This window comes from Streptomyces sp. NPDC002057, assembly GCF_040296665.1.
Classification (GTDB): domain Bacteria; phylum Actinomycetota; class Actinomycetes; order Streptomycetales; family Streptomycetaceae; genus Streptomyces.
Map to the genome: position 1 here is coordinate 62,376 of NZ_JBEOXR010000035.1, position 19,227 is coordinate 81,602.

At 71.4% G+C, this 19,227-nt stretch carries 17 protein-coding genes and 1 riboswitch; of the genes, 5 read left to right on the forward strand and 12 right to left on the reverse strand.

The genetic code is table 11. The features are described from left to right. Positions 1-28 precede the first annotated feature (28 nt). Positions 29-1,825, forward strand: a complete 1,797-nt coding sequence (locus ABT129_RS24965; RefSeq protein ID WP_351905601.1) for an AMP-dependent synthetase/ligase — start codon at positions 29-31, stop codon at positions 1,823-1,825. Positions 1,826-1,904: 79 nt separating this feature from the next. Here the strand turns inward: ABT129_RS24965 and ABT129_RS24970 are convergent, their stop codons facing one another. Beyond that, positions 1,905-3,047, reverse strand: a complete 1,143-nt coding sequence (locus ABT129_RS24970) for a glycosyltransferase family 4 protein (protein ID WP_351905603.1) — start codon at positions 3,045-3,047, stop codon at positions 1,905-1,907. 88 nt (positions 3,048-3,135) lie between these two features. Here ABT129_RS24970 and ABT129_RS24975 point away from each other — a divergent pair, with 88 nt between their 5' ends. After that, entirely contained in the window at positions 3,136-4,410 is a 1,275-nt protein-coding gene (locus tag ABT129_RS24975) for a glycosyltransferase 87 family protein (protein ID WP_351905605.1), read from the forward strand. Positions 4,411-4,592: 182 nt separating this feature from the next. Here ABT129_RS24975 and ABT129_RS24980 read toward each other — a convergent pair whose 3' ends face one another. The 5 genes from ABT129_RS24980 to ABT129_RS25000 form a co-directional block, all read right to left on the reverse strand. Then, positions 4,593-5,819, reverse strand: a complete 1,227-nt coding sequence (locus ABT129_RS24980; protein WP_351905607.1) for a hypothetical protein — start codon at positions 5,817-5,819, stop codon at positions 4,593-4,595. 48 nt (positions 5,820-5,867) lie between these two features. After that, a complete protein-coding gene (locus tag ABT129_RS24985; RefSeq protein ID WP_351905610.1) occupies positions 5,868-6,881 on the reverse strand; it encodes a C40 family peptidase in 1,014 nt (337 codons plus the stop codon). Positions 6,882-7,072: 191 nt separating this feature from the next. Further along, entirely contained in the window at positions 7,073-8,122 is a 1,050-nt protein-coding gene (locus ABT129_RS24990) for a C40 family peptidase (protein WP_351905613.1), read from the reverse strand. 257 nt (positions 8,123-8,379) lie between these two features. Then, entirely contained in the window at positions 8,380-9,744 is a 1,365-nt protein-coding gene (locus ABT129_RS24995; protein ID WP_351905616.1) for an NYN domain-containing protein, read from the reverse strand. A gap of 33 nt (positions 9,745-9,777) precedes the next feature. Continuing rightward, positions 9,778-10,020 carry a hypothetical protein gene (locus ABT129_RS25000; protein ID WP_055644001.1) on the reverse strand — a complete coding sequence of 81 codons (243 nt, stop codon included), beginning with the start codon at positions 10,018-10,020 and terminating at the stop codon, positions 9,778-9,780. A gap of 158 nt (positions 10,021-10,178) precedes the next feature. On the opposite strand from ABT129_RS25000, the gene ABT129_RS25005 reads away from it, so the two are divergent. Both ABT129_RS25005 and ABT129_RS25010 read left to right on the forward strand, forming a co-directional pair. After that, positions 10,179-10,913 (forward strand): rhomboid family intramembrane serine protease, encoded by a 735-nt coding sequence (locus ABT129_RS25005; protein ID WP_351905619.1) that lies wholly within the window; start codon positions 10,179-10,181, stop codon positions 10,911-10,913. Next, entirely contained in the window at positions 10,910-11,191 is a 282-nt protein-coding gene (locus ABT129_RS25010) for an Lrp/AsnC family transcriptional regulator (RefSeq protein ID WP_189830680.1), read from the forward strand. Before ABT129_RS25005 ends, ABT129_RS25010 begins: the two co-directional genes overlap by 4 nt. 71 nt (positions 11,192-11,262) lie before the next feature. Here the strand turns inward: ABT129_RS25010 and ABT129_RS25015 are convergent, their stop codons facing one another. The 6 genes from ABT129_RS25015 to ctaE all read right to left on the reverse strand — a co-directional run bounded on the left by ABT129_RS25015 (position 11,263) and on the right by ctaE (position 18,495). After that, positions 11,263-12,702, reverse strand: a complete 1,440-nt coding sequence (locus ABT129_RS25015) for an aminotransferase class V-fold PLP-dependent enzyme (protein WP_351905622.1) — start codon at positions 12,700-12,702, stop codon at positions 11,263-11,265. A gap of 219 nt (positions 12,703-12,921) precedes the next feature. Beyond that, positions 12,922-13,038: riboswitch (SAM riboswitch) on the reverse strand. 89 nt (positions 13,039-13,127) lie between these two features. Next, positions 13,128-14,192 carry an anthranilate phosphoribosyltransferase gene (gene trpD, locus ABT129_RS25020; RefSeq protein ID WP_351905625.1) on the reverse strand — a complete coding sequence of 355 codons (1,065 nt, stop codon included), beginning with the start codon at positions 14,190-14,192 and terminating at the stop codon, positions 13,128-13,130. 130 nt (positions 14,193-14,322) lie between these two features. Then, positions 14,323-15,945, reverse strand: a complete 1,623-nt coding sequence (gene qcrB / locus ABT129_RS25025; protein WP_351905628.1) for a cytochrome bc1 complex cytochrome b subunit — start codon at positions 15,943-15,945, stop codon at positions 14,323-14,325. Continuing rightward, on the reverse strand, positions 15,942-16,994 hold the full coding sequence (qcrA, locus tag ABT129_RS25030) for a cytochrome bc1 complex Rieske iron-sulfur subunit (protein ID WP_351905631.1): 1,053 nt from the start codon (positions 16,992-16,994) through the stop codon (positions 15,942-15,944). The genes qcrB and qcrA overlap by 4 nt, the downstream gene beginning before the upstream one ends. Then, positions 16,991-17,800, reverse strand: coding sequence for a cytochrome bc1 complex diheme cytochrome c subunit (gene qcrC, locus ABT129_RS25035; RefSeq protein ID WP_351905634.1), 810 nt, complete (start codon positions 17,798-17,800; stop codon positions 16,991-16,993). The genes qcrA and qcrC overlap by 4 nt, the downstream gene beginning before the upstream one ends. A gap of 74 nt (positions 17,801-17,874) precedes the next feature. Then, the gene (gene ctaE, locus ABT129_RS25040) at positions 17,875-18,495 is read right to left on the reverse strand and encodes an aa3-type cytochrome oxidase subunit III (protein ID WP_351905637.1); all 621 of its coding nucleotides are present in this window, start codon (positions 18,493-18,495) and stop codon (positions 17,875-17,877) included. A gap of 202 nt (positions 18,496-18,697) precedes the next feature. Between ctaE and ABT129_RS25045 the strand changes: the two genes are divergently transcribed. Continuing rightward, entirely contained in the window at positions 18,698-19,099 is a 402-nt protein-coding gene (locus ABT129_RS25045; RefSeq protein ID WP_351905640.1) for a response regulator transcription factor, read from the forward strand. Positions 19,100-19,227 lie beyond the last annotated feature (128 nt).

The window sequence follows — 19,227 nt, forward strand, 5'->3', positions numbered from 1 at the left end:
CGCCGGCGCCCGATGAGGAGCAGCAGTCTTGCGCGAGTTCAGCCTTCCGGCCCTGTACGAGGTCCCCGCGGACGGCAATCTGACGGATCTCATCCGCCGCAACGCCTCCCAGCACCCAGACGTCGCCGTGATGGGCCGCAAGGTCGACGGCGTGTGGACCGACGTGACCGCCACGGAGTTCCTCGCGGAGGTCCGCGGGGCGGCCAAAGGCCTGATCGCCGCGGGCGTCGAGCCGGGTGACCGGGTCGCGCTGCTGTCCCGTACGCGGTACGAGTGGGTGCTCCTCGACTTCGCGATCTGGAGCGCGGGCGGCGTGACCGTCCCGGTGTACGAGACGAGCTCGCCGGAGCAGATCCAGTGGATCCTCGGCGACTCGGGCGCGGCCCTGGCGCTCGTCGAGAGCGGGGCGCACCAGGAGTCGGTGGAGTCCGTGCGGGAGCAGCTTCCGCAGCTCAAGGGCGTCTGGCAGATCGAGGACGACGCGGTCGCGCGGCTCACCGCGACGGGCGCGGACGTCTCCGACGAGCTGCTGGACGCGCGCATGTCCGCGGCGAACGCGGACGACCCGGCGACGATCGTCTACACCTCGGGCACCACGGGCCGCCCCAAGGGCTGTGTCCTGACCCACCGGGCGTTCTTCGCCGAGTGCGGCAACGCGGTGGAGCGGCTGAAGCCGCTGTTCCGCACCGGTGAGTGTTCGGTGCTGCTGTTCCTGCCCGCCGCGCACGTCTTCGGGCGCCTCGTCGAGGTCGCGGCCGTGATGGCGCCGATCCGGCTGGGCTGCGTCCCGGACATCAAGAACCTCACGGACGAGCTGGCCTCGTTCCGGCCGACGCTGATCCTGGGCGTGCCCCGGGTCTTCGAGAAGGTCTACAACTCGGCGCGCGCCAAGGCCCAGGCCGACGGCAAGGGCAAGATCTTCGACAAGGCCGCGCACACGGCGATCGCGTACAGCCGGGCGATCGGCACCCCGCAGGGTCCGTCCTTCGGCCTCAAGCTGAAGCACCGGATCTTCGACAAGCTGGTCTACAGCAAGCTGCGGGCGGTGCTCGGCGGTCGCGGCGAGTACGCGATCTCGGGCGGCGCGCCGCTGGGCGAGCGGCTCGGCCACTTCTTCCGGGGCATCGGCTTCACCGTCCTGGAGGGGTACGGCCTGACGGAGTCCTGCGCGGCGACGACGTTCAACCCCTGGGACCGGCAGAAGATCGGCACGGTCGGTCAGCCGCTGCCGGGTTCGGTGGTGCGGATCGCCGACGACGGCGAGGTGCTGCTGCACGGCGAGCACATCTTCTCCGGGTACTGGAACAACGAGGCGGCGACGGCCGAGGCGCTGGCGGACGGCTGGTTCCACACGGGCGACATCGGCACCCTCGACGAGGACGGCTACCTCGCGATCACCGGACGGAAGAAGGAGATCCTGGTGACGGCGGGCGGCAAGAACGTCGCCCCGGCGGTCATCGAGGACCGGATCCGGGCGCACGCGCTGGTCGCGGAGTGCATGGTGGTCGGCGACGGGCGTCCGTTCGTGGGCGCGCTCGTCACCATCGACGAGGAGTTCCTCGGCCGCTGGGCCTCCGAGCACGGCAAGCCGGCCGGCTCGACGGCGGTCACCCTGCGCGACGACGCGGACCTGGTGGCGGAGGTGCAGCGCGCCATCGACGACGGCAACGCGGCGGTCTCCAAGGCGGAGTCGGTCCGCAAGTTCCGCATCCTGCCGGCCCAGTTCACGGAGGAGGCGGGTCACATCACCCCGTCCCTGAAGCTGAAGCGGAACGTGGTGGCGAAGGACTTCGCGGACGAGATCGAGGCGATCTACAGCGCCTGACCGGCAGGACGCGCACAGAGGCCGGAGGCCCGGGGTGACAGACCCCGGGCCTCCGGCCTCTCGCGTACGCCGCTCGGCGCTACAGCAGCTCCCTGAGCCGCTCCGCGAGCAGGTCCCAGCGCCATCTCTCCTCCACCCAGGCGCGGCCGCGCTCGCCCATGCGGGCGCGGAGCTCGGGGTCGAGGAGGAGGGTGGTGACGCGGTCCGCGGTGTCCTCGGGGGATTCGCCGCGGACCACCCAGCCGGTCTCGCCGTCCAGGACGGCGTCGGGGGCGCCGCCGGAGTCGCCGGCGACGACGGGCAGGCCGGTGGCGGAGGCCTCCAGGTAGACGATGCCGAGGCCCTCGACGTCGAGGCCGCCGCGGCGGGTGCGGCAGGGCATGGCGAAGACGTCGCCGGCCCCGTAGTGGGCGGGCAGCTCGGACCAGGGGACGGCGCCGGTGAAGCGTACGGATCCGGCCACGCCGGTCTCGGCGGCGAGCCGGTGCAGGTCCTTCTCGTACGGTCCGCCGCCGACGATCAGGAGGACCGCGTCCGGGACCCGGCGCAGGATCTGCGGCATCGCCCGGATCAGGGTGTCCTGGCCCTTGCGGGGGACGAGCCGGGAGACGCAGACCACGACGGGGCGGTCGCTGAGCCCGAGGCGGGCGCGGACCTCGGCGCCGCCCGAGCCGGGGTGGAAGGTCTTCTCGTCGACGCCGGGCGGGAGCTGGACCATCCGGCCCGCGGCGGCGGGCGTGAGGGCGGCGGCGATCCGGGAGCGGGTGTACTCGCCGAGGTAGGTGATCGTGTCCGTGCCCTCGCCGATCCGCCGCAGCAGCTGGCGGGAGGCGGGCAGCTGGGCCCAGCCCGCCTCGTGACCGTGCGTGGTGGCGACGAGCCGCCGGGCTCCGGCCTTCCGCAGGGCGGGGGCCATCAGGCCGAGCGGCGCGGCCGCTCCGAACCACACGGACTCGCATCCGTGCTCGCGCAGGAGCGCGGTGGCGCGGGAAGTGACCCGAGGTGTGGGCAGCAGCATGGTGGTGCGATCCCGGACGACCGTGAAAGGCTGTTCGGCGTCGAACGCGGCCGTCGCCTCGATCCCTTCGCGGCTGCGCTTCCAGGTGGAGGCGTAGACCACGATCCGTTCGGGATCGAGGCGGAGCGCCATGTTGTGCAGGAAGGCCTGGATTCCGCCGGGACGCGGCGGGAAGTCGTTGGTTACGATCAGGGTCTTGTGCATCGTGGCCGAATCTACCGCGAGCGCACCCACCGCCCAGCACCACCACTCTCCCGCGCGAGCGGGCCGACAGGACAAGGACGAGCCAGTGATGACGGGCGCAGTGGGGAAGTGGTTCCGCACGGGTCAGAGACTTCCGGTCGCCCTCTGGGCCCTGACCCGGGTCCTCCTGTTGCTGTGCGTCTTCAAGGTCGTGGTGATCCCCGGCCCGGACATCACGTTCGACATCGAGGAGATCTACCAGGGCTGGTACGAGGTCCTGCGGACCGGCACGTATCCGCTGGACGACGTGACCTGGCAGTACCCGCCGGCCGCCGCGTTCGCGATCCTCGCCCCCGGGCTGCTGCCCTTCCTCGGCTACTCGGCCGCCTTCTTCGTCCTCGCCTTCCTCTGTGACGCGCTGGTCTTCGGGCTGCTGCTGCACACGGGCCGCCGGGCGGGCCGTTCGATGCGCGGCGCCTGGATATGGATCGCGGGCGTCCCGCTGCTGGGTCCGACGGCGTACGCCCGCTACGACGTGATGGTGACCGCCGTCGCGATGGCGGCGCTGCTCGCGGCGGGCCGGAGTCCGCGCGTCCTGGGCGCCCTGGCCGGGTTCGGCGCGGTCCTGAAGGTGTGGCCGGTGCTGCTGCTCGCGGGCACCCCGAAGGGCCGGGCGACCTTCCGCTCCTGGCCGACGGCGGTGGGCGCGGCGGCCGCGGTGCTGCTGTTCTGCGTGCTGTGGATGCCGGGCGCGCTCGCCTTCCTCTCCTTCCAGCGCGACCGCGGCACGGAGGTCGAGTCGCTGGGCTCGATGGTCTTCCACGTGGCCCGGCACTTCGGCTGGGACGGCGAGGCGCGGATGAACTACGGCTCGATCGAGTTCCTCGGCCCGTACGTCTCCACGGTGTCGACGGCCGCGATGGCGCTCACCTTCGTCGCCTTCGGCTGGCTGCTGCTCTGGCGGTTCAAGGCGCGCCGCTTCACCTCCTCGACGGTGGCGGACGCGGCCTTCGTGGCGGTGCTGCTCTTCACGGCGACGAGCCGGGTGCTCTCCCCGCAGTACATGCTGTGGCTGGTCGGTCTGGGAGCGGTGTGTCTCGCGTTCCGGTCGAGCCGGATGCAGCGCCCGGTGCACCTGATCGTGTGGGCGACGGCGGTGACGCAGTTCGAGTTCCCGGTCTGGTTCTCGCACGTGACGCGGAGCGATCCGCTGGGCATGGCGGTGCTCTTCACGCGGAACGGTCTTCTGATCGCCGCGACGCTCATCGCCTGCCGCATCCTGTGGCGCCAGACGGTGACGGAGCCCCGCTTCGCCGGCTCCGCGGTCGTGCCCGCCCAGGCGACCCAGCCGGAGCGCGAGAAGGCCCTGTCCGGCTCGCGCTGAGCGGCGGCCCGGGTCGTACGGCGGTGCGGCGGGCCGGGGGCCGCGCACCGGGCGGCCGTGGCGAGGGCCGTGGCCGGACAGAGGCCGGGCGGTCCCGGATCTGAGAGGCCGCGGGCGAGCGGCGGCCGGACGAGGACGCCCACGACGGTCATCCGGGCGATGTGCCCGCTCCCCCAGGTCCCCTAGCCGAGCCGCTCCCGCAGCGAGGTCCGCCAGGCGGCGGTGAACTCCTCCGGCGTGGTGCCGAGCACCTCCTGGAGCGCCTTCTCCACCGCACCCTCCCGCGACGGGTGTGCGCCCACCGCCCGGTAGAACTCCGTCAGCTTCGCCTCGCCCCAGCGGTCCGCGATCAGCTCACAGGCCAGCCAGCCGCCCTCGTACGCCCGGGCCAGGGCCTCCGCGTCGCCCCCGAAGGCGAAGTCGGAGTCCTCCGGCAGCCGGGCGGGCAGCTCGCCCGCCAGGACCGCCCGGCGCAGCTCGGGGGCGGCCTGGGCGGGGGTGCGGCCGGAGTCCCGGTAGGCGACCAGGTCGGCGAAGCCCTCGGAGAGCCAGACCGGGGTCGACGGGGTGGTGGCGGCGCGGGTGGCGACGTGCACGGTCTCGTGGGTGAGGACGAGCTGCCGGCCGAACGAGCCGAGGACCCCGTACGCCTCGGGGTTGACGATCACCCGGTCCGCGGGGGCGTCGGCGCCGCCCCGGGTCTCCCCGGTGGTGACGGCGGCGATCCCCCGGTACGAGCTCCCCGGCGCCCCGAGCAGCTCCCCCATGCCCCGCAGCGACCCGGGGACGAGGACGACCACCTCACGGGCCCAGGCGGCGGGCCAGGCGGCCGACACGACGGGGACCGCCCGGTCGGCGGCGGCGGCGATCTCCCGGAGCCGCTCGGGCGTCTGGCCGACGCCCAGGACGAGCGAGCGGGCCCCGGCCACGGTCGCGACGTCGCCCTGCTCCCACAGGTGGCGCGGCGCGCCCTCCGCCGGACGGTCACCGGTCACGTACCAGCGTCCGTCCCGTTCGGTCAGGTCGAGGACGCGGGCGCCTGTGGCGGGCCGCCTGTCGTGCCCCCGGAGCCGGTAACCGAGGTCGGCGCGGGCGGTGACCCGGTCGCCACCGGTGCGGTCGACACCGGTGAGCCGGTAGGTCCAGCCGTCGATGGGCACCGTCGCGAGCCGCCGGAAGACGGTGAGGGCCGTCGGCGCGTACGCGGGGTCGACGGCGGCCAGGTAGCCGGGCTGGTCACGGTCGAGGAGCGCCCGTGCGTGCCGGTCGAGGAGCGTCTGTATCTCCCGGGAGGTGGTGTCGGCGGGCCCGGTCCCCGCGCCGCAGCCGACGAGCCCCGTGAGCGCGAGCAGCAGGGCGAGCAGACAGGCCGTCGCCGACCGCCGCGCTCCACTCCCCTGACCTGCCACGCCTCCGATCGTACGGTCGCGGCGGCGGGACCGGCTCCCGGTGGCGGCTCAGACCCTGGTCACGGTCGCGTGCGACATCATGTTCACCGGGTCGTAGCGGACCCGGGCGCCCGGGTAGGGGGCGTGGATGACCTGCCCGCCGCCCGCGTAGATGCCGACGTGGCTGGCGTCCCCGCGGTACGTGACGAGGTCCCCGGGCTGCGCCTGGGCCAGCGGCACCTGACGGCCCGCGTACCGCTGCGCCGAGGAGGTGCGCGGCAGGCTGATCCCGGCCTGCCGGTACGACCAGACCATCAGCCCCGAACAGTCGAACGCGGAGGGGCCGGTCGCCCCCCACACGTACGGCTTCCCGATCGCGCCGCGGGCGGCGATCACCGCGGCGGCGGCCCGCGAGGAGGTCGGCCCGAGGTCGGCCGCGGGCGGTGGCAGCTCCTCCGCGCGGCCGCCGGAGCGGGAGGCCCGGTCGAAGTCGGCGCGCTCCTCGACGGTGAGGCTCGCGAGCACCCGGCGGGCCTCGGCGAGCTTGCGTTCGACGGTGCGCTTGTGGCGGGCGACCTCGGCCCGGCTGCGCTCCAGCTCGACCAGGGCCGTACGGGCCTCGGACCGCTTCTGGTTCAGCCGTCGCTGCTCCCGGAGGAGCTCGCCGAGCGCGGCGCCCTGACGGGCGGTGGCCCGGTCGAGGGCGGTGGCCCGGTCGAGGTAGCTGTCCGGGTCGGAGGAGAGCAGCAGGGCGAGGGCGGGGTCGATGCCGCCGGAGCGGTACTGGGCGCCGGCGACCGAGCCGAGCGCGCCGCGCATGCGGTTGATGCGCTCCTGGCCGCGGGCGAGGCCGTCCTGGGCCCGGGAGACCGTACGGCGCAGCGCGTCCGCCTTCTCGTCCGCCCGGTTGAAGCCCTCCGTGGCCTTCTCGGCCTCCTCGAAGAGGCGGTCGACCGTGGCGCGGGTGGCCGCGGGTCCGGCCCCGGGGTCGGCGCTCGCGGGGACGGCCCCGAGGGACGCCGCCGCGGTGGCCGCGGCGGCGGTGAGGACGGTGACCCTGGCGGGTCGGCGGTGCGACGCCACTAATCGCGCTCCGTTCAGCTCGACGCAGACTGGCGCGGCAGACAGTAGCCGCTGATCACTCCGCGTCCAACGAAGCCGCCGGACACACAAAGTGACGCCCCGCCGGAGATCACAGGTCACCGGCGGGGCGTCAGGTCAGCTCGCGTCGCGGCGAACCACCCGTTCGGGCGGCATACCGCGGCGGGTCGGCGTCAGCCGCCGATACGGACACCGAACTGGAAGGTGCCCATGTAGTTCATGGACTCGTAGCGGACGTTGGCGCCCGGCTTGGGGGCGTGCAGGATCGTGTTGTTGCCCGCGTACAGACCCACGTGCGACAGGCCGTTGAAGAAGACCAGGTCGCCCGGCTTGAGCTGGCTGCGGCCGATCTTCGTGCCGTCGTTCTGCTGGGTGTAGGTGACGCGGCTCAGGTCGACGCCGGCCTTGCCGTAGGCCCACTGGGTCAGACCCGAGCAGTCGAACGACGAGGGGCCCTCGTGGCCGGAGGCGTACGGCATGCCGACCCGGGTGTCGGCGGCCGCGAGCGCGGCGGCGCCGAAGCCGTTCGCGGGGACCTCCTTGCCCAGGTCCAGGCGCTCGCCGGCGTCACGGCTGGCCCGCTGCTCCTTCGCCCGCTCCTCCGCCGCCATCTTGGCCTTCTCGGCCGCGGTCAGCGTGTTGAGGAGCTTCTGGGCCTCGGCGAGCTTGCCCTGGTAGAGCTTCTTCTTGGCGCCGAGGGTCTTGCGGACGTCCTCGAGGTCGGCCAGCTTCGTGGTGGCCTCGGTGCGCTGCTGCGCGAGCGTGCGCTGCTTCGCCTGGATCGAGGTGAGGACGTCGGCCTGCTGGGCGCTCAGCTGGTCGATCGCGGACGCCTTGTCGAGGTAGGTGTCCGGGTCGGCGGAGAGGAAGAGCTGGAGCGCGGGGTCGATGCCGCCGGAGCGGTACTGGGCGCTGGCCACCGAACCGATCTGGTCGCGCAGGGCGTTGAGCTCCTGCTGGCCGCGGGCCACCTTGTCCTGGAGCTGGCCGACCTCCTTCTGCAGCTTGCCCCTGCGCTCGTCGGCGAGGTTCGCCTGCTCCGTGGCCTCCTCGGCCTCGTGGTGGAGCTCGTCGACCTTCGACTTGACCTCGTCGATCTTGGGCTTGGCGGGGGCCGCCTGGGCACCGCTCTGGGCGGAGAGGGCGACGGCGGCGGCCGCGGCCGCGGTGAACACGGTCACGCGGGTACGGCTCGGCTGCTTGGGTCGACGGTGGGACGCCACGAAGGCGAGCTCCTTCTTCCTCAGAGCCGCCCAACCGGTCAGGGGCAGGCGGTTCCTCCGCCGCCACCCCGGATGGGTGATCAACCGCGCGAAGGTTCGAAGCCCGACCCTAGTGACCAAGTTGTGATCAGTTCAAATCCCACCGGCAAAAATATCGCTCACACGCCACTTTATTTACATGCATCGCACGGGCAGTGATGAGCACTTGACGGTCCGCCGTCCAGAATTCGGGCATACCGCCCAGGAGTTGCGATGCGTCACGAGAGCCGCGAAAGCCGCTTCAGCAACAAGGCGGACGCCACCGGACGCGCACCCGCCTTCGCCACCCCGTCGGCGACCTCGCGGTCGGTGGAGACCACCACCACCGGCCGGCCCGGCGGCTCCGCCCGCACCAGCTGACGGATCAACTCGTCCGCCGTCACGCCCGGCTTGGAGAACAGCACCCGCACCCCGCGCGGCGGCGCGAGCAGCACCGGGGCCGCCAGCTCCGCCCCGTCGAAGACACAGGTGACCTCGGCGCCCGAGCGGGCCGCGAGGGCCGACAGGCTGCCCAGCAGGCGCAGCCGCTGCTTCTCCAACGGCATCGTCGGATAGCCGGTCTTGGTGACGTTGTAGCCGTCGACGACCAGATGCGCCTGCGGCAGGGCCAGCAACTGGTCGAGCAGCGCCGGGTCGGTCTCGGAGAGCGCCCGCGCCGCGATGTCCTTCGGCGACATCCGCCCCGGCTCCACCGCGTCCACGGTGTCCGCCGGGTGCACCGAGACGGGCGGCAGCGCGAGTTCGCGGCGCAGCCCCTGGGCGGCGTCGAGGACGGTGTCGAGGAGCAGCCGCAGCCGCATGTCCTCCACCGAGCGCCCCTCGCGGGCGGACCTGCGGCTCGCCTCCAGGGCCGACTCCACCTCGCCGAGCCGGGCCTTGAGCCGCCTGCTCTCGCTCTCCGCGGCCGACACCTGGGCCGCCGACTCCGCCCGCGCGGTCTCGATCTCGCCCTGGACGCGGCGGAGCGCGGCCTCGCCGCGCTTCACGTCGCTCTGGGCGCTGCGCAGCTTGCGGTGAAGCGATTCCGCTTCCTTCCGGGCCGCTTCGAGGTCGTGGCGCAACTGCTCGTTCTCGCTCCGGGAGCGGTCCCGGGCGGCGGCGAGCTCCTCGCGCAGCCGCTCCAGTTCGCGCCGGCCCGCCTCGTCGGCCCGCTCGGCGTCGACGCGCTGGGCCTCCTCGCCCGCGGCGGCCACCAGCTTGACCCAGCCGGGCGGGCGCAGCACGTAGGCGGCAGCCGCCACGTCCACGGGGTCGGCGGCGGCGGGCGGGGTGCCGGTCTCGACGGCTCCGGCGAGTTCGGGCTGGTTCAGTTTGAACCGTTCGCCGATCCGCTGCCGGAAGAGCGGGTCGCTCTCCAGGGCGGCCGCCATCGCGTTGCCGGCGAACTTGGCCCGCCGGCTCGCGGTGAACCGGGCGTACTGCCGCAGGGGTCCGGGCAGCTCGGCGACGGTCAGCCCGCCGAAGGCGTCGGCGACCAGCGCGACGACCCGCCGCCGTACGCCTTCCGGCAGTGGGTGGTCGAGCGCCTCGGCAGCGTCACCTGCCGCGCCGGTCGGCTCTCCACCGTGCGCGGGCTGCTCCACGATCCGTCACCCCAATGTCTTCCGCGCCGTCCCTCAGGAGGCGGCGCCCGGCCTGTCCACCAGTTCGATCTGATCCACCGCGTTGCACCAGCGGCAGCGGACCGACTCGATGGTCTCACTGACCACCTGCCGCTCCTCGACCGTCGGGTCTCCCGCGAGGTCCAGATGGACGTACTCGACGACCTTGGAGGATCGCGTCACGTCGAAACGGGTCAGGTTGCCGCAGAGAGTGCAGCGCCAGCGGGTCTCGTCGGTCGGCAGGGGAACCGTCGTCATCGTGCCGTCCTTCTTCCTGTTGCGTGGTACCAGGTGCGGGAGCCGCGGTGCGCCGTCGAACTGCGGTTGTACTGACCGTTACCCTACGGCCTCGCCGGTACCCGGAGGCACGGCGAGGCACTCTGTCCACTTCGGCCCCGGTACGCCATGATCTGTCCATGATCGACTGGCGAGGTGCGGCCCTCGGAGCCTTGCGGGGCACCCGTAGCGGACCCACGGTGACGTACGGACTGATCGCCGCCTGCTGCCTGCTCTTCGCGATCAGTCCGGTCTCCGGCCTCAACCCGGCACACGGCACCGGGGACGAGCTCCTCGCGGCGCAGGGCGTGTACTTCCGCCGCTGGGGCGTGGTCCCCGCCGAGCTGATGAGCGGCGAGCCCCGCGCCCTGCTCACCCCGCTCAGCGCGCTCTTCGTCCACGGCAGCTGGCTCCACCTGCTGGGAAACATGCTGTTCCTGTACGTCTTCGGGGCGATGGCCGAGGAGCGCATGGGTCCGGTCGCGTTCGCCCTCTTCTACCTGGGCACCGGATACCTCGCGCTGCTCGGGTACGCGGCGGCGCACGCCAACAGCGAGCAGACCCTGGTCGGGGCGTCGGGGGCGATCTCCGGGGTGCTCGGGGCCTTTCTCTTCCTCTTCCCGCGCTCCCGCGTCACCAGTCTCTTCCCCTTCCTCTTCTTCCTGCCGCTGCGCTTCCCCGCCTGGATCGTGCTGGTCTTCTGGTTCGTGCTCCAGTGGCTGGCCGCCCGGGCGGCGGGCGCCGGGCCGGGCGTGGCCTATCTGGCCCACGTGGTGGGCTTCTCCGTCGGCTTCCTCTACGCCTGGGGGCGCTACCGCGGTGGGGATAGAGTGAAAGCCCAAACCGCGGCGACCGAGGGAGAAAGCCAGCCGTGATCACCGCGATCGTGCTCATCAAGACCAGCGTGGACCGCATCCCCGAGATCGCCGAGTCGATCGCCTCGCTCGACAGCGTCAGCGAGGTCTTCTCGGTGACCGGGACCTACGACCTCATCGCCATGGTCCGCGTGCCCCGGCACGACGACCTGGCGGACGTGATCCCCGGCAGCATCAGCAAGATCCCGGGCGTCGAGGCCACGGACACGCACGTCGCCTTCCGCACGTACTCCCAGCACGATCTGGAGGCGGCCTTCGCCATCGGTCTGGAGTCCTGAGACCCCGTACGCGGACACGGTGAAGGGGGCCTCCCGATCGGGAGGCCCCCTTCACCCGTACGAGTGAGTGCTCAGCCGCGGTCGGGGACGCAGCGGCCGTCCTCGGTGCGGTACTTCCACTGCGCGCCGTCCCGGACGAGCTCCTTCACGGCGCCGACGAAACGCTCCACGTGCTCGTCGGGCGTACCGGCGCCGAAGCTCACCCGGATGGCGTTGAGCGAACGCTCCCCCGGGGCCGCCTCGGGGGCGCCGCACTCGCCCGGGTCCTGCGGGTCGCTGCCGAGCAGCGTGCGGACCAGCGGGTGGGCGCAGAAGAGACCGTCGCGGACGCCGATGCCGTACTCGGCGGAGAGCGCGGCGGCGAAGTGGGAGCTGTTCCAGCCCTCCACGACGAAGGAGATGACGCCGACCCGGGGGGCGTCGTCGCCGAACAGCGACAGCACCCTGACCTCGGGCACCTCGGCGAGGCCGGCGCGCACCGTGTCGATCAGGTGCCGCTCACGGGCGACCAGCTGGTCGAAGCCGGCCTCGGTGAGCGCCTTGCAGGCGGAGGCGATGGAGTACACGCCGATGACGTTCGGGGAGCCGGCCTCGTGCCGGGCCGCGGTGGTGTGCCACTCCACGTCCACACCACCGTCGGCCCGACGCGCCACCTTGCGGGAGGCGCCGCCGCCCGCGAGGTAGGGCTCGGAGTCCTGGAGCCAGTCGGAGCGGCCCGCGAGGACGCCGGAGCCGAAGGGCGCGTACAGCTTGTGCCCGGAGAAGGCGATCCAGTCCACGTCGAGCTCCTGGACGGAGACCGGGTGGTGGGGCGCGAGCTGGGCGGCGTCGAGCACGATCCGGGCGCCGTGGGCGTGCGCGGCGGCGGCGAGCTCCTTCACCGGCCACAGCTCACCGGTGACGTTGGAGGCGCCGGTGACGCAGACGAGGGCGGGGCCGTAGGGGTCGCGGTCGGCGAGGGCGCGCTCCAGGGTGGCGACGGCCTGCTCCGGGGTGCGGGGCGCGTTGAGGTAGGTGACGCGGGCGTCGCGCCAGGGCAGCAGCGAGGCGTGGTGCTCGGTCTCGAAGACGAAGACCTGGCAGTCCTCGGGGAGGGTGGCGGCGAGCAGGTTGAGCGAGTCGGTGGTGGAGCGGGTGAAGACGACCTGGTCGCCGGGGCGGCAGTCGAGGAACTCGGCGACGGTGACGCGGCTGTTCTCGAAGAGGTCGGTGGAGAGCTGGGAGAGGTATCCGGCGCCGCGGTGGACGCTGCCGTAGTAGGGGGCGTACGCGGCGACGTCGTCCCACACCCGCTGCAGGGCCGGTGCGCTGGCCGCGTAGTCGAGCGCCGCGTAGGTCACCTCGCCGCCGGTGACGAGCGGCACGGTGACGTCCCGGCCGAGGACGGGCAGCGGCGCGGCGCAGCAGGGATCGGCGGACTCGGCGGTCGCGCACTCGGCGGTCGCGGTCCCTGCGACGGTGGCGGTGTCGACGGTGGCGACGGCGGTGGCGGCGTTCGGGCGTGCGGACATGGCGGTATCTCCCGGCGGGCGGTGCGGAATGGCTTCGGTGATCCCGTACGCGGCCGGGCTCGGCGGGGTACGGGTGATGCCTCGGAAGACACGGGGGCGCGCGAAGGTACGCGGAAGCGACCCTGATCCGAGGGTGAAGGGTGGGGCGGATTCGCCCTATCGCATTCGCTTGCTCACGGAAAAAGCTCCTCGAGAGACCAGGACCCCTGGTGTTCGAGGGGTCCGCGCTTGCCGTAGACCTCGCTGCCTACGGCCTGGTCATCACCCGGGGCACCCCGCCACGGACGGAGGGTTGCCGGACAGCAAGCCGGGGCCAAAACGCTGTCACTCGTGACCTGTAGAGAATCCTGCCACATGATCGCCGAAGCGCAAGACCCCGGTCCGCATACTGGACCGGGGTCACACGGGCGTCTCGTGCCGGAGGGTCAGGCGTTGCTGACGCCGATCCAGCGGTCCAGGGCCCGGCGGGCCCCGCCGGAGTCGATCGCCTCCGCGGCCCTCTCGATGCCGGCGCGGATCTGCTCCACCAGGGTGCCCTCCCCCGGCGCGAGCGCGGTCAGCGCCGCCGCCGAGTTGAGCAGCACCGCGTCCCGTACCGGACCGGTCTCCCCCGCGAGCAGCCGCCGGGCCACGTCGGCGTTGTACGAGGCGTCCGCGCCGCGCAGCGCCTCCACCGGCACGAGGTCGATGCCGACGTCCCGGGGGTCGAAGGCCTCCTCCCGCACCGAGCCGTCGCGGACCACCCAGACCCGCGAGGTGGCGGTGGTGGTCAGCTCGTCGAGGCCGTCGTCGCCGCGGAAGACGAGCGCGGAGGAGCCGCGCTCGGCGAGCACCCCGGCCATGATCGGGGCCATCCGGGCGTCGGTGACGCCGGTGGCCTGGGCCCGGACCCGGGCCGGGTTGGTGAGCGGACCGAGGAAGTTGAAGGTGGTCCGGATGCCGAGCTCCTTGCGGGCCGCGGCGACGTGCCGCAGCGCCGGGTGGAACTTCACCGCGAAGCAGAAGGTGATCCCGGCCTCCTCGGCGACCTCGGCGACCCGCCGGGGGGTCAGCTCCAGGTTGACGCCGAGCTTCTCCAGGACGTCGGAGGCGCCGGAGGCGGAGGACGCGGCCCGGTTGCCGTGCTTGACGACCTTGGCGCCGGTGCCGGCGACGACGATCGCGGACATCGTGGAGATGTTGACGGTCTTGGCGCCGTCGCCGCCGGTGCCCACGATGTCGACGGTGGCGCCGGGCACCTCGATCGTGTTGGCGTGCTCGTACATGGTGCGGACGAGTCCGGTGATCTCGTCGACGGTCTCGCCCTTGGCGCGCAGGGCGACCGCGAAGCCGGCGATCTGGGCGTCGGTGGCCTCGCCGCGCAGGATGCGGTCCATCGCCCAGGCCGTGTCCTCGGCGCTCTGGTCGCGGCCGGTCAGCAGACCTTCCAGGACGACGGGCCAGGAGCGGCCCGCCGACGTAGGTCCTCCAGCGGGGGTCGCAGCGCTCATGGCAGCTCCTGGTCAGTCCGTGACGGATACGGCTCCACCCTATCGAGCCCCGGGGACGGCAAAGAGCCCCGTCCATCGAATGGACGGGGCTCTCGCCGTGGCGACTCGTTCAGGTCAGGAGTTCAGGTGATCAGTGGTGGCCGTGGCCGCTCTGGATCTCCTTGTACTCCTCGACCGTGGGCTTGGCGACCTGGTTGTCGTCGCCGTAGTAGCCCTTGTTGAGCTTGACCCGGAGCTTCTCCATGCGCCCGATCTTCCGCTCCACGCCGTTCTCGTCGACGGCCGGCGGGAGCGCCGCCGCCTCGTACTGCTCGTGCGCGGTGAGGCGGTGCAGCTCGCCCTGGCTCAGCGGCTCGTGGATCTCGACGAACTCACCGTGCGGCAGGCGCTTGATGATGCCGGACTCGCGTCCGTGCAGCACCTTGTCCTTGTCGCGGCGCTGGAGGCCGAGGCAGATCCGCTTGGTGACGATGAACGCGATGACCGGTCCGGCGAAGAAGAAGATCCGGACGAACCAGGTGATCGAGTTGAGCGACAGGTGGAAGTGGGTCGCCCAGAGGTCGTTTCCACCACCCACGAGCATGATCATGTACGCGGTGATCCAGGCGACACCGAAGCCGGTGCGCGTCGGAGCGTTGCGCGGGCGCTGCGCGATGTGGTGCTCGCGCTTGTCGCCGGTGATCCACGACTCGATGAACGGGTAGACCGCGATCGCCGCGAGGACCGCCGGGAAGATCGCCAGCGGGATCATCACACCGAGGACCAGCGTGTGGCCCCAGAGGTTGATCTCCCAGCCCGGCATCACGCGGATCAGACCCTCGGCGAAGCCCATGTACCAGTCGGGCTGGGCGCCGGTGGACACCTGGTCCGGGCGGTACGGGCCGAGGGCCCAGATCGGGTTGATCGAGGCGATCGCCGCGATGATCGCGATGACACCGAAGACCAGGAAGAAGAAGCCTCCGGCCTTGGCCATGTAGACCGGCAGCAGCGGCATGCCCACGACGTTCTTGTTCGTGCGGCCGGGGCCGGCGAACTGCGTGTGCTTGTGGAAGAACACCAGGATGAGGTGGGCCACCACGAGGCCGAGCATGATGCCGGGCAGCAGCAGGACGTGGGCCGAGTAGAACCGGGCCACGAAGTCGCCGCCGGGGAACTCCCCGCCGAACAGGAACATCGACAGGTACGTGCCGATGACCGGCACGGACAGGATCGCGCCCTGCATGAAGCGGACACCGGTGCCGGAGAGCAGGTCGTCCGGGAGCGAGTAGCCGGTGAAACCGGTGAACATGCCCAGGAAGAACAGCAGGAAGCCGAACAGCCAGTTGATCTCACGCGGCTTGCGGAACGCGCCCGTGAAGAACACGCGCATCATGTGCACGAACATGCCGGCGAGGAAGATCAGCGCAGCCCAGTGGTGGATCTGCCGGATGAGCAGACCACCGCGCACCTCGAACGAGATGTGCATCGTCGAGTTGAACGCCTCGGACATCAGCTGTCCCTGGAGCGGGACGTACGGTCCGACGTACTCCACCTCGTTCATCGACGGGTGGAAGAACATCGTCAGATAGACGCCCGTCAGGATGATGATGAGGAAGCTGTAGAGGCAGATCTCGCCCAGCATGAAGGACCAGTGGTCCGGGAAGATCTTCCGCATGTTGGCCTTGGCCAGCGTGTAGATCCCCAGGCGACCGTCGGCCCAGTCGGCGACCCGCTCACCGGCGGGCGCTTTCTTCGTATCGGTCACGGTGCTCATCCGCGCTCCCAGAAGGAAGGACCGACGGGCTCGTCGAAGTCGCCGAGCGCCTCCAGGAAGCCCTTGTCGTTCACGCCGATCCGCAGCTGCGGGAGGGCGTGACCGGCCGGGCCGAAGATGACGCGGGCGCCGTCGGAGAGGTCGAAGGTGGACTGGTGGCACGGGCAGAGGACGTGGTGCGTCTGCTGCTCGTACAGGGAGATCGGGCAGCCCACGTGGGTGCAGATCTTCGAGAAGGCGACGATTCCCTCGTGCGACCACTCGAGCTCGCGCTTGTCCTTGATGTCCTCCGGCTGGATCCGGACGATCATCAGGGCGGCCTTGGCGATCTCGGTCTGGAAGTGGTGGTCGTGCTCCGAGAGGCCCTCGGGCATCGCGAAGGTCAGCGAACCGACCGCGACGTCCTCGGGACGCAGCGGCTCGTGCGTGTTCATGTTGATGAGCTGAAGACCCTTGGCCCACATGGTGGTCCGGAGCTTCTTCTCGGGCAGCGGGCCCATGTCACGCAGCAGGACGATGCCGGAGAGCGGTACGAGCGACAGCGCGCCGAACATCGTGTTGCGGATGAGCTTGCGGCGGCCCATGCCCGACTCGGCGGCACCGGCCGCGAAGTCCGACATGACCTTCGCCTTGGTCTCCGCGTCGGCCTGGATCGGGTGACGCTCGTCCGCGATCTCGACGTCGGACATCAGGGTGCGGGCCCAGTGGACCGCGCCCGCGCCGATGAAGAAGAGGGCGAGGCCGAGGGTCCAGCCGAGCGCGAAGTTGAGCGCGGACACCCGGCCGAAGGGCCAGATGTACACGATCTTGTCGACCGGGAAGATCACGTACGAGGCGATGAAGCCGACGGTGGCCAGCATCGACAGCGTGAACATGAAGGCGACCGCGCGCTCGGAACGACGGGCGGCACGCTCGTCGATGTCCTGGATGCGGGGCTTGTGGGGCGGGAGGCCCGGGTCGGCGAACGGGTCGTCGGCGACCTTCACCGCGCCGTGCGCGGTGTCCTGCCCTGCCGGCAGGGTCTCTTCTGGAATCTCTTGGCTACTCATGACTTCTTGGCCTTAGCGGTGTGGGCCGCGACCCAGATGGCAACTGCGATCAGCCCGCCCAGGCCGAAGACCCAGGCGAACAAGCCCTCGCTGACGGGGCCGAGGCCACCGAGCGAGAGACCGCCCGGGTTGTCGGCCTTCTCGCCGTTGACGGCCTGGACGTACGCGATGATGTCCTTCTTCTCCTTCTCCGGCATGGTCGTGTCCGGGAAGGAGGGCATGTTCTGCGGGCCGGTCTGCATGGCCTCGTAGAGGTGCTTCGGGCTCACGCCTTCGAGGCTCGGGGCGTACTTGCCGTAGGTCAGCGCGCCACCCTCACCGGTGAAGTTGTGGCACTGCGCACAGTTGGTGCGGAAGAGCTCGCCACCCTTGGCCTGGTCGGCACCTGCAGGGTTGTACTGGCTCTCGGTCGGCGTGATCGGGCCGGCACCGAGAGAGGCGACGTACGCCGCGAGCTGATCGATCTCAGCCTGCGAGTAGATGACCTTCTTCTTCGGGACCTGGGCGCCCGGCTGCTGGGCCGGCATCCGGCCCGTGCCGACCTGGAAGTCGACGGAGGCCGAGCCGACGCCGACGAGGGAGGGGCCGTCAGTGGTGCCCTGACCGCCGGTTCCGTGGCAGCTGGCGCAGCCGACGGAGTAGAGCTTCTTGCCCTCCTCGATGGCGAGGGACTGGGCGGTTTCATCTGCCTTCGCGGTGCCCGCCGGCGCGAACGCGGCGTACAGCCCCCCAGTGGCCGCCAGCGCGAGAAGTAGGACGACGACCGCCGCCAGCGGATGGCGTCGTCGTGCGGAGAGCTTTTTCACGGATTACCCCGGTGTCAGGATCTTCTGCGTCGATGCTTGCTGGATGTCTCGGTCCGCCGCGTGGGCGGGACCGATTACTTGATCATGTAGATCGTGGCGAAGAGGCCGATCCAGACGACATCGACGAAGTGCCAGTAGTAGGACACGACGATGGCGGCGGTTGCCTGCTCATGAGTGAACCTCTTGGCGGCGTACGTCCGGCCCAGGACCAGCAGGAAGGCGATGAGTCCGCCCGTCACGTGCAGGCCGTGGAAGCCGGTGGTCAGGTAGAACACAGAGCCGTAGGGCCCGGACGAGAGCGACATGCCCGCGTCCTTGACCAGTTCGGTGTACTCGAAGACCTGGCCGCCGATGAAGATCGAACCCATCACGAACGTGATGATGAACCACGTCCGGAGCTTCTTCACGTCGCCCCGCTCTGCGGCGAATACGCCGAGCTGGCAGGTGAGGGAGGAGAGCACCAGGATCGTGGTGTTGGTCGCCGAGAACGGGAAGGCCAGATGTTCTGCCTGAGCCTTCCAATAGTCGGGACCCGTCACCGATCGCAGGGTGAAGTACATCGCGAAGAGGGCCGCGAAGAACATCAGCTCGGAGCTCAACCAGATGATGGTTCCGACGCTGGTGAGGTTCGGTCGATTGACCGACGGGTGCGCGTGCCCTGTTTCTACTGTCGTTACTGTCGCCACGACCGACATTATGTCGGTCGCTTATCCCGCCCTCACTCCGGGGGGTGCCGTTCGGAGTGTCAGAGGGGTGTGTCCAGCCCGAACGGCCCAGTGCGAGGGCCTCTGAGCACCCTTCGAACAGATGTTGAACGGGTGTTGACGGAGTGTGGACCGGAGTAGCATCCGCGCATCGGTCGACGACGACCCACCCGCCTTCCCAGCCGGAGGAACGATGCAGTCGAGTGCCACGGTCCTGGTCTACAGCGACGACGCGAACACCCGCGAGCAGGTACGGCTGGCGGCCGGGCGCAGGCCCGCGTCGGACGTCCCCCCGGTGGAGTTCGTGGAGTGCGCGACGCTTCCCGCGGTGCTGAAGCGCCTGGAGGAGGGCGGCGTGGACGTGTGCGTCCTGGACGGCGAGGCGGTGCCCGCCGGCGGCATGGGCGTCTGCCGGCAGCTCAAGGACGAGGTCTTCCACTGCCCGCCCGTCCTCCTGCTCATCGGGCGCCCGCAGGACGCCTGGCTGGCCACCTGGAGCCGCGCGGACGCCGCGGTCACCCTTCCGGTGGAACCGGTCGAGTTCGCGGCGTCCCTGGCCGCCCTGCTGCGCTCGCGCCTGTCGATCGACGCGTAGCCGCCGGGCGCGGCGGGTGAGCCGAAGGGGCGCGCCGGGCCCGGTGTGCCCGGCGCGGCGCCTCCCGGGGGGACGGGGCCGTAGAGGGCGAGCGGCCGGTGGGGGGCCGTCTCCGGGGGGGCCACGGG

Coding starts and splice junctions, on each gene's coding strand:
- trpD (WP_351905625.1), bottom strand. CDS start 14,192: ATGAGCGCTGCGACCCCCGCTGGAGGACCTACGTCGGCGGGCCGCTCC.
- ABT129_RS25045 (WP_351905640.1), top strand. CDS start 18,698: ATGCAGTCGAGTGCCACGGTCCTGGTCTACAGCGACGACGCGAACACC.
- ABT129_RS25015 (WP_351905622.1), bottom strand. CDS start 12,702: ATGTCCGCACGCCCGAACGCCGCCACCGCCGTCGCCACCGTCGACACC.
- qcrB (WP_351905628.1), bottom strand. CDS start 15,945: ATGAGCACCGTGACCGATACGAAGAAAGCGCCCGCCGGTGAGCGGGTC.
- ABT129_RS25005 (WP_351905619.1), top strand. CDS start 10,179: ATGATCGACTGGCGAGGTGCGGCCCTCGGAGCCTTGCGGGGCACCCGT.
- ctaE (WP_351905637.1), bottom strand. CDS start 18,495: ATGTCGGTCGTGGCGACAGTAACGACAGTAGAAACAGGGCACGCGCAC.
- ABT129_RS24975 (WP_351905605.1), top strand. CDS start 3,136: ATGACGGGCGCAGTGGGGAAGTGGTTCCGCACGGGTCAGAGACTTCCG.
- qcrA (WP_351905631.1), bottom strand. CDS start 16,994: ATGAGTAGCCAAGAGATTCCAGAAGAGACCCTGCCGGCAGGGCAGGAC.
- ABT129_RS24970 (WP_351905603.1), bottom strand. CDS start 3,047: ATGCACAAGACCCTGATCGTAACCAACGACTTCCCGCCGCGTCCCGGC.
- ABT129_RS25000 (WP_055644001.1), bottom strand. CDS start 10,020: ATGACGACGGTTCCCCTGCCGACCGACGAGACCCGCTGGCGCTGCACT.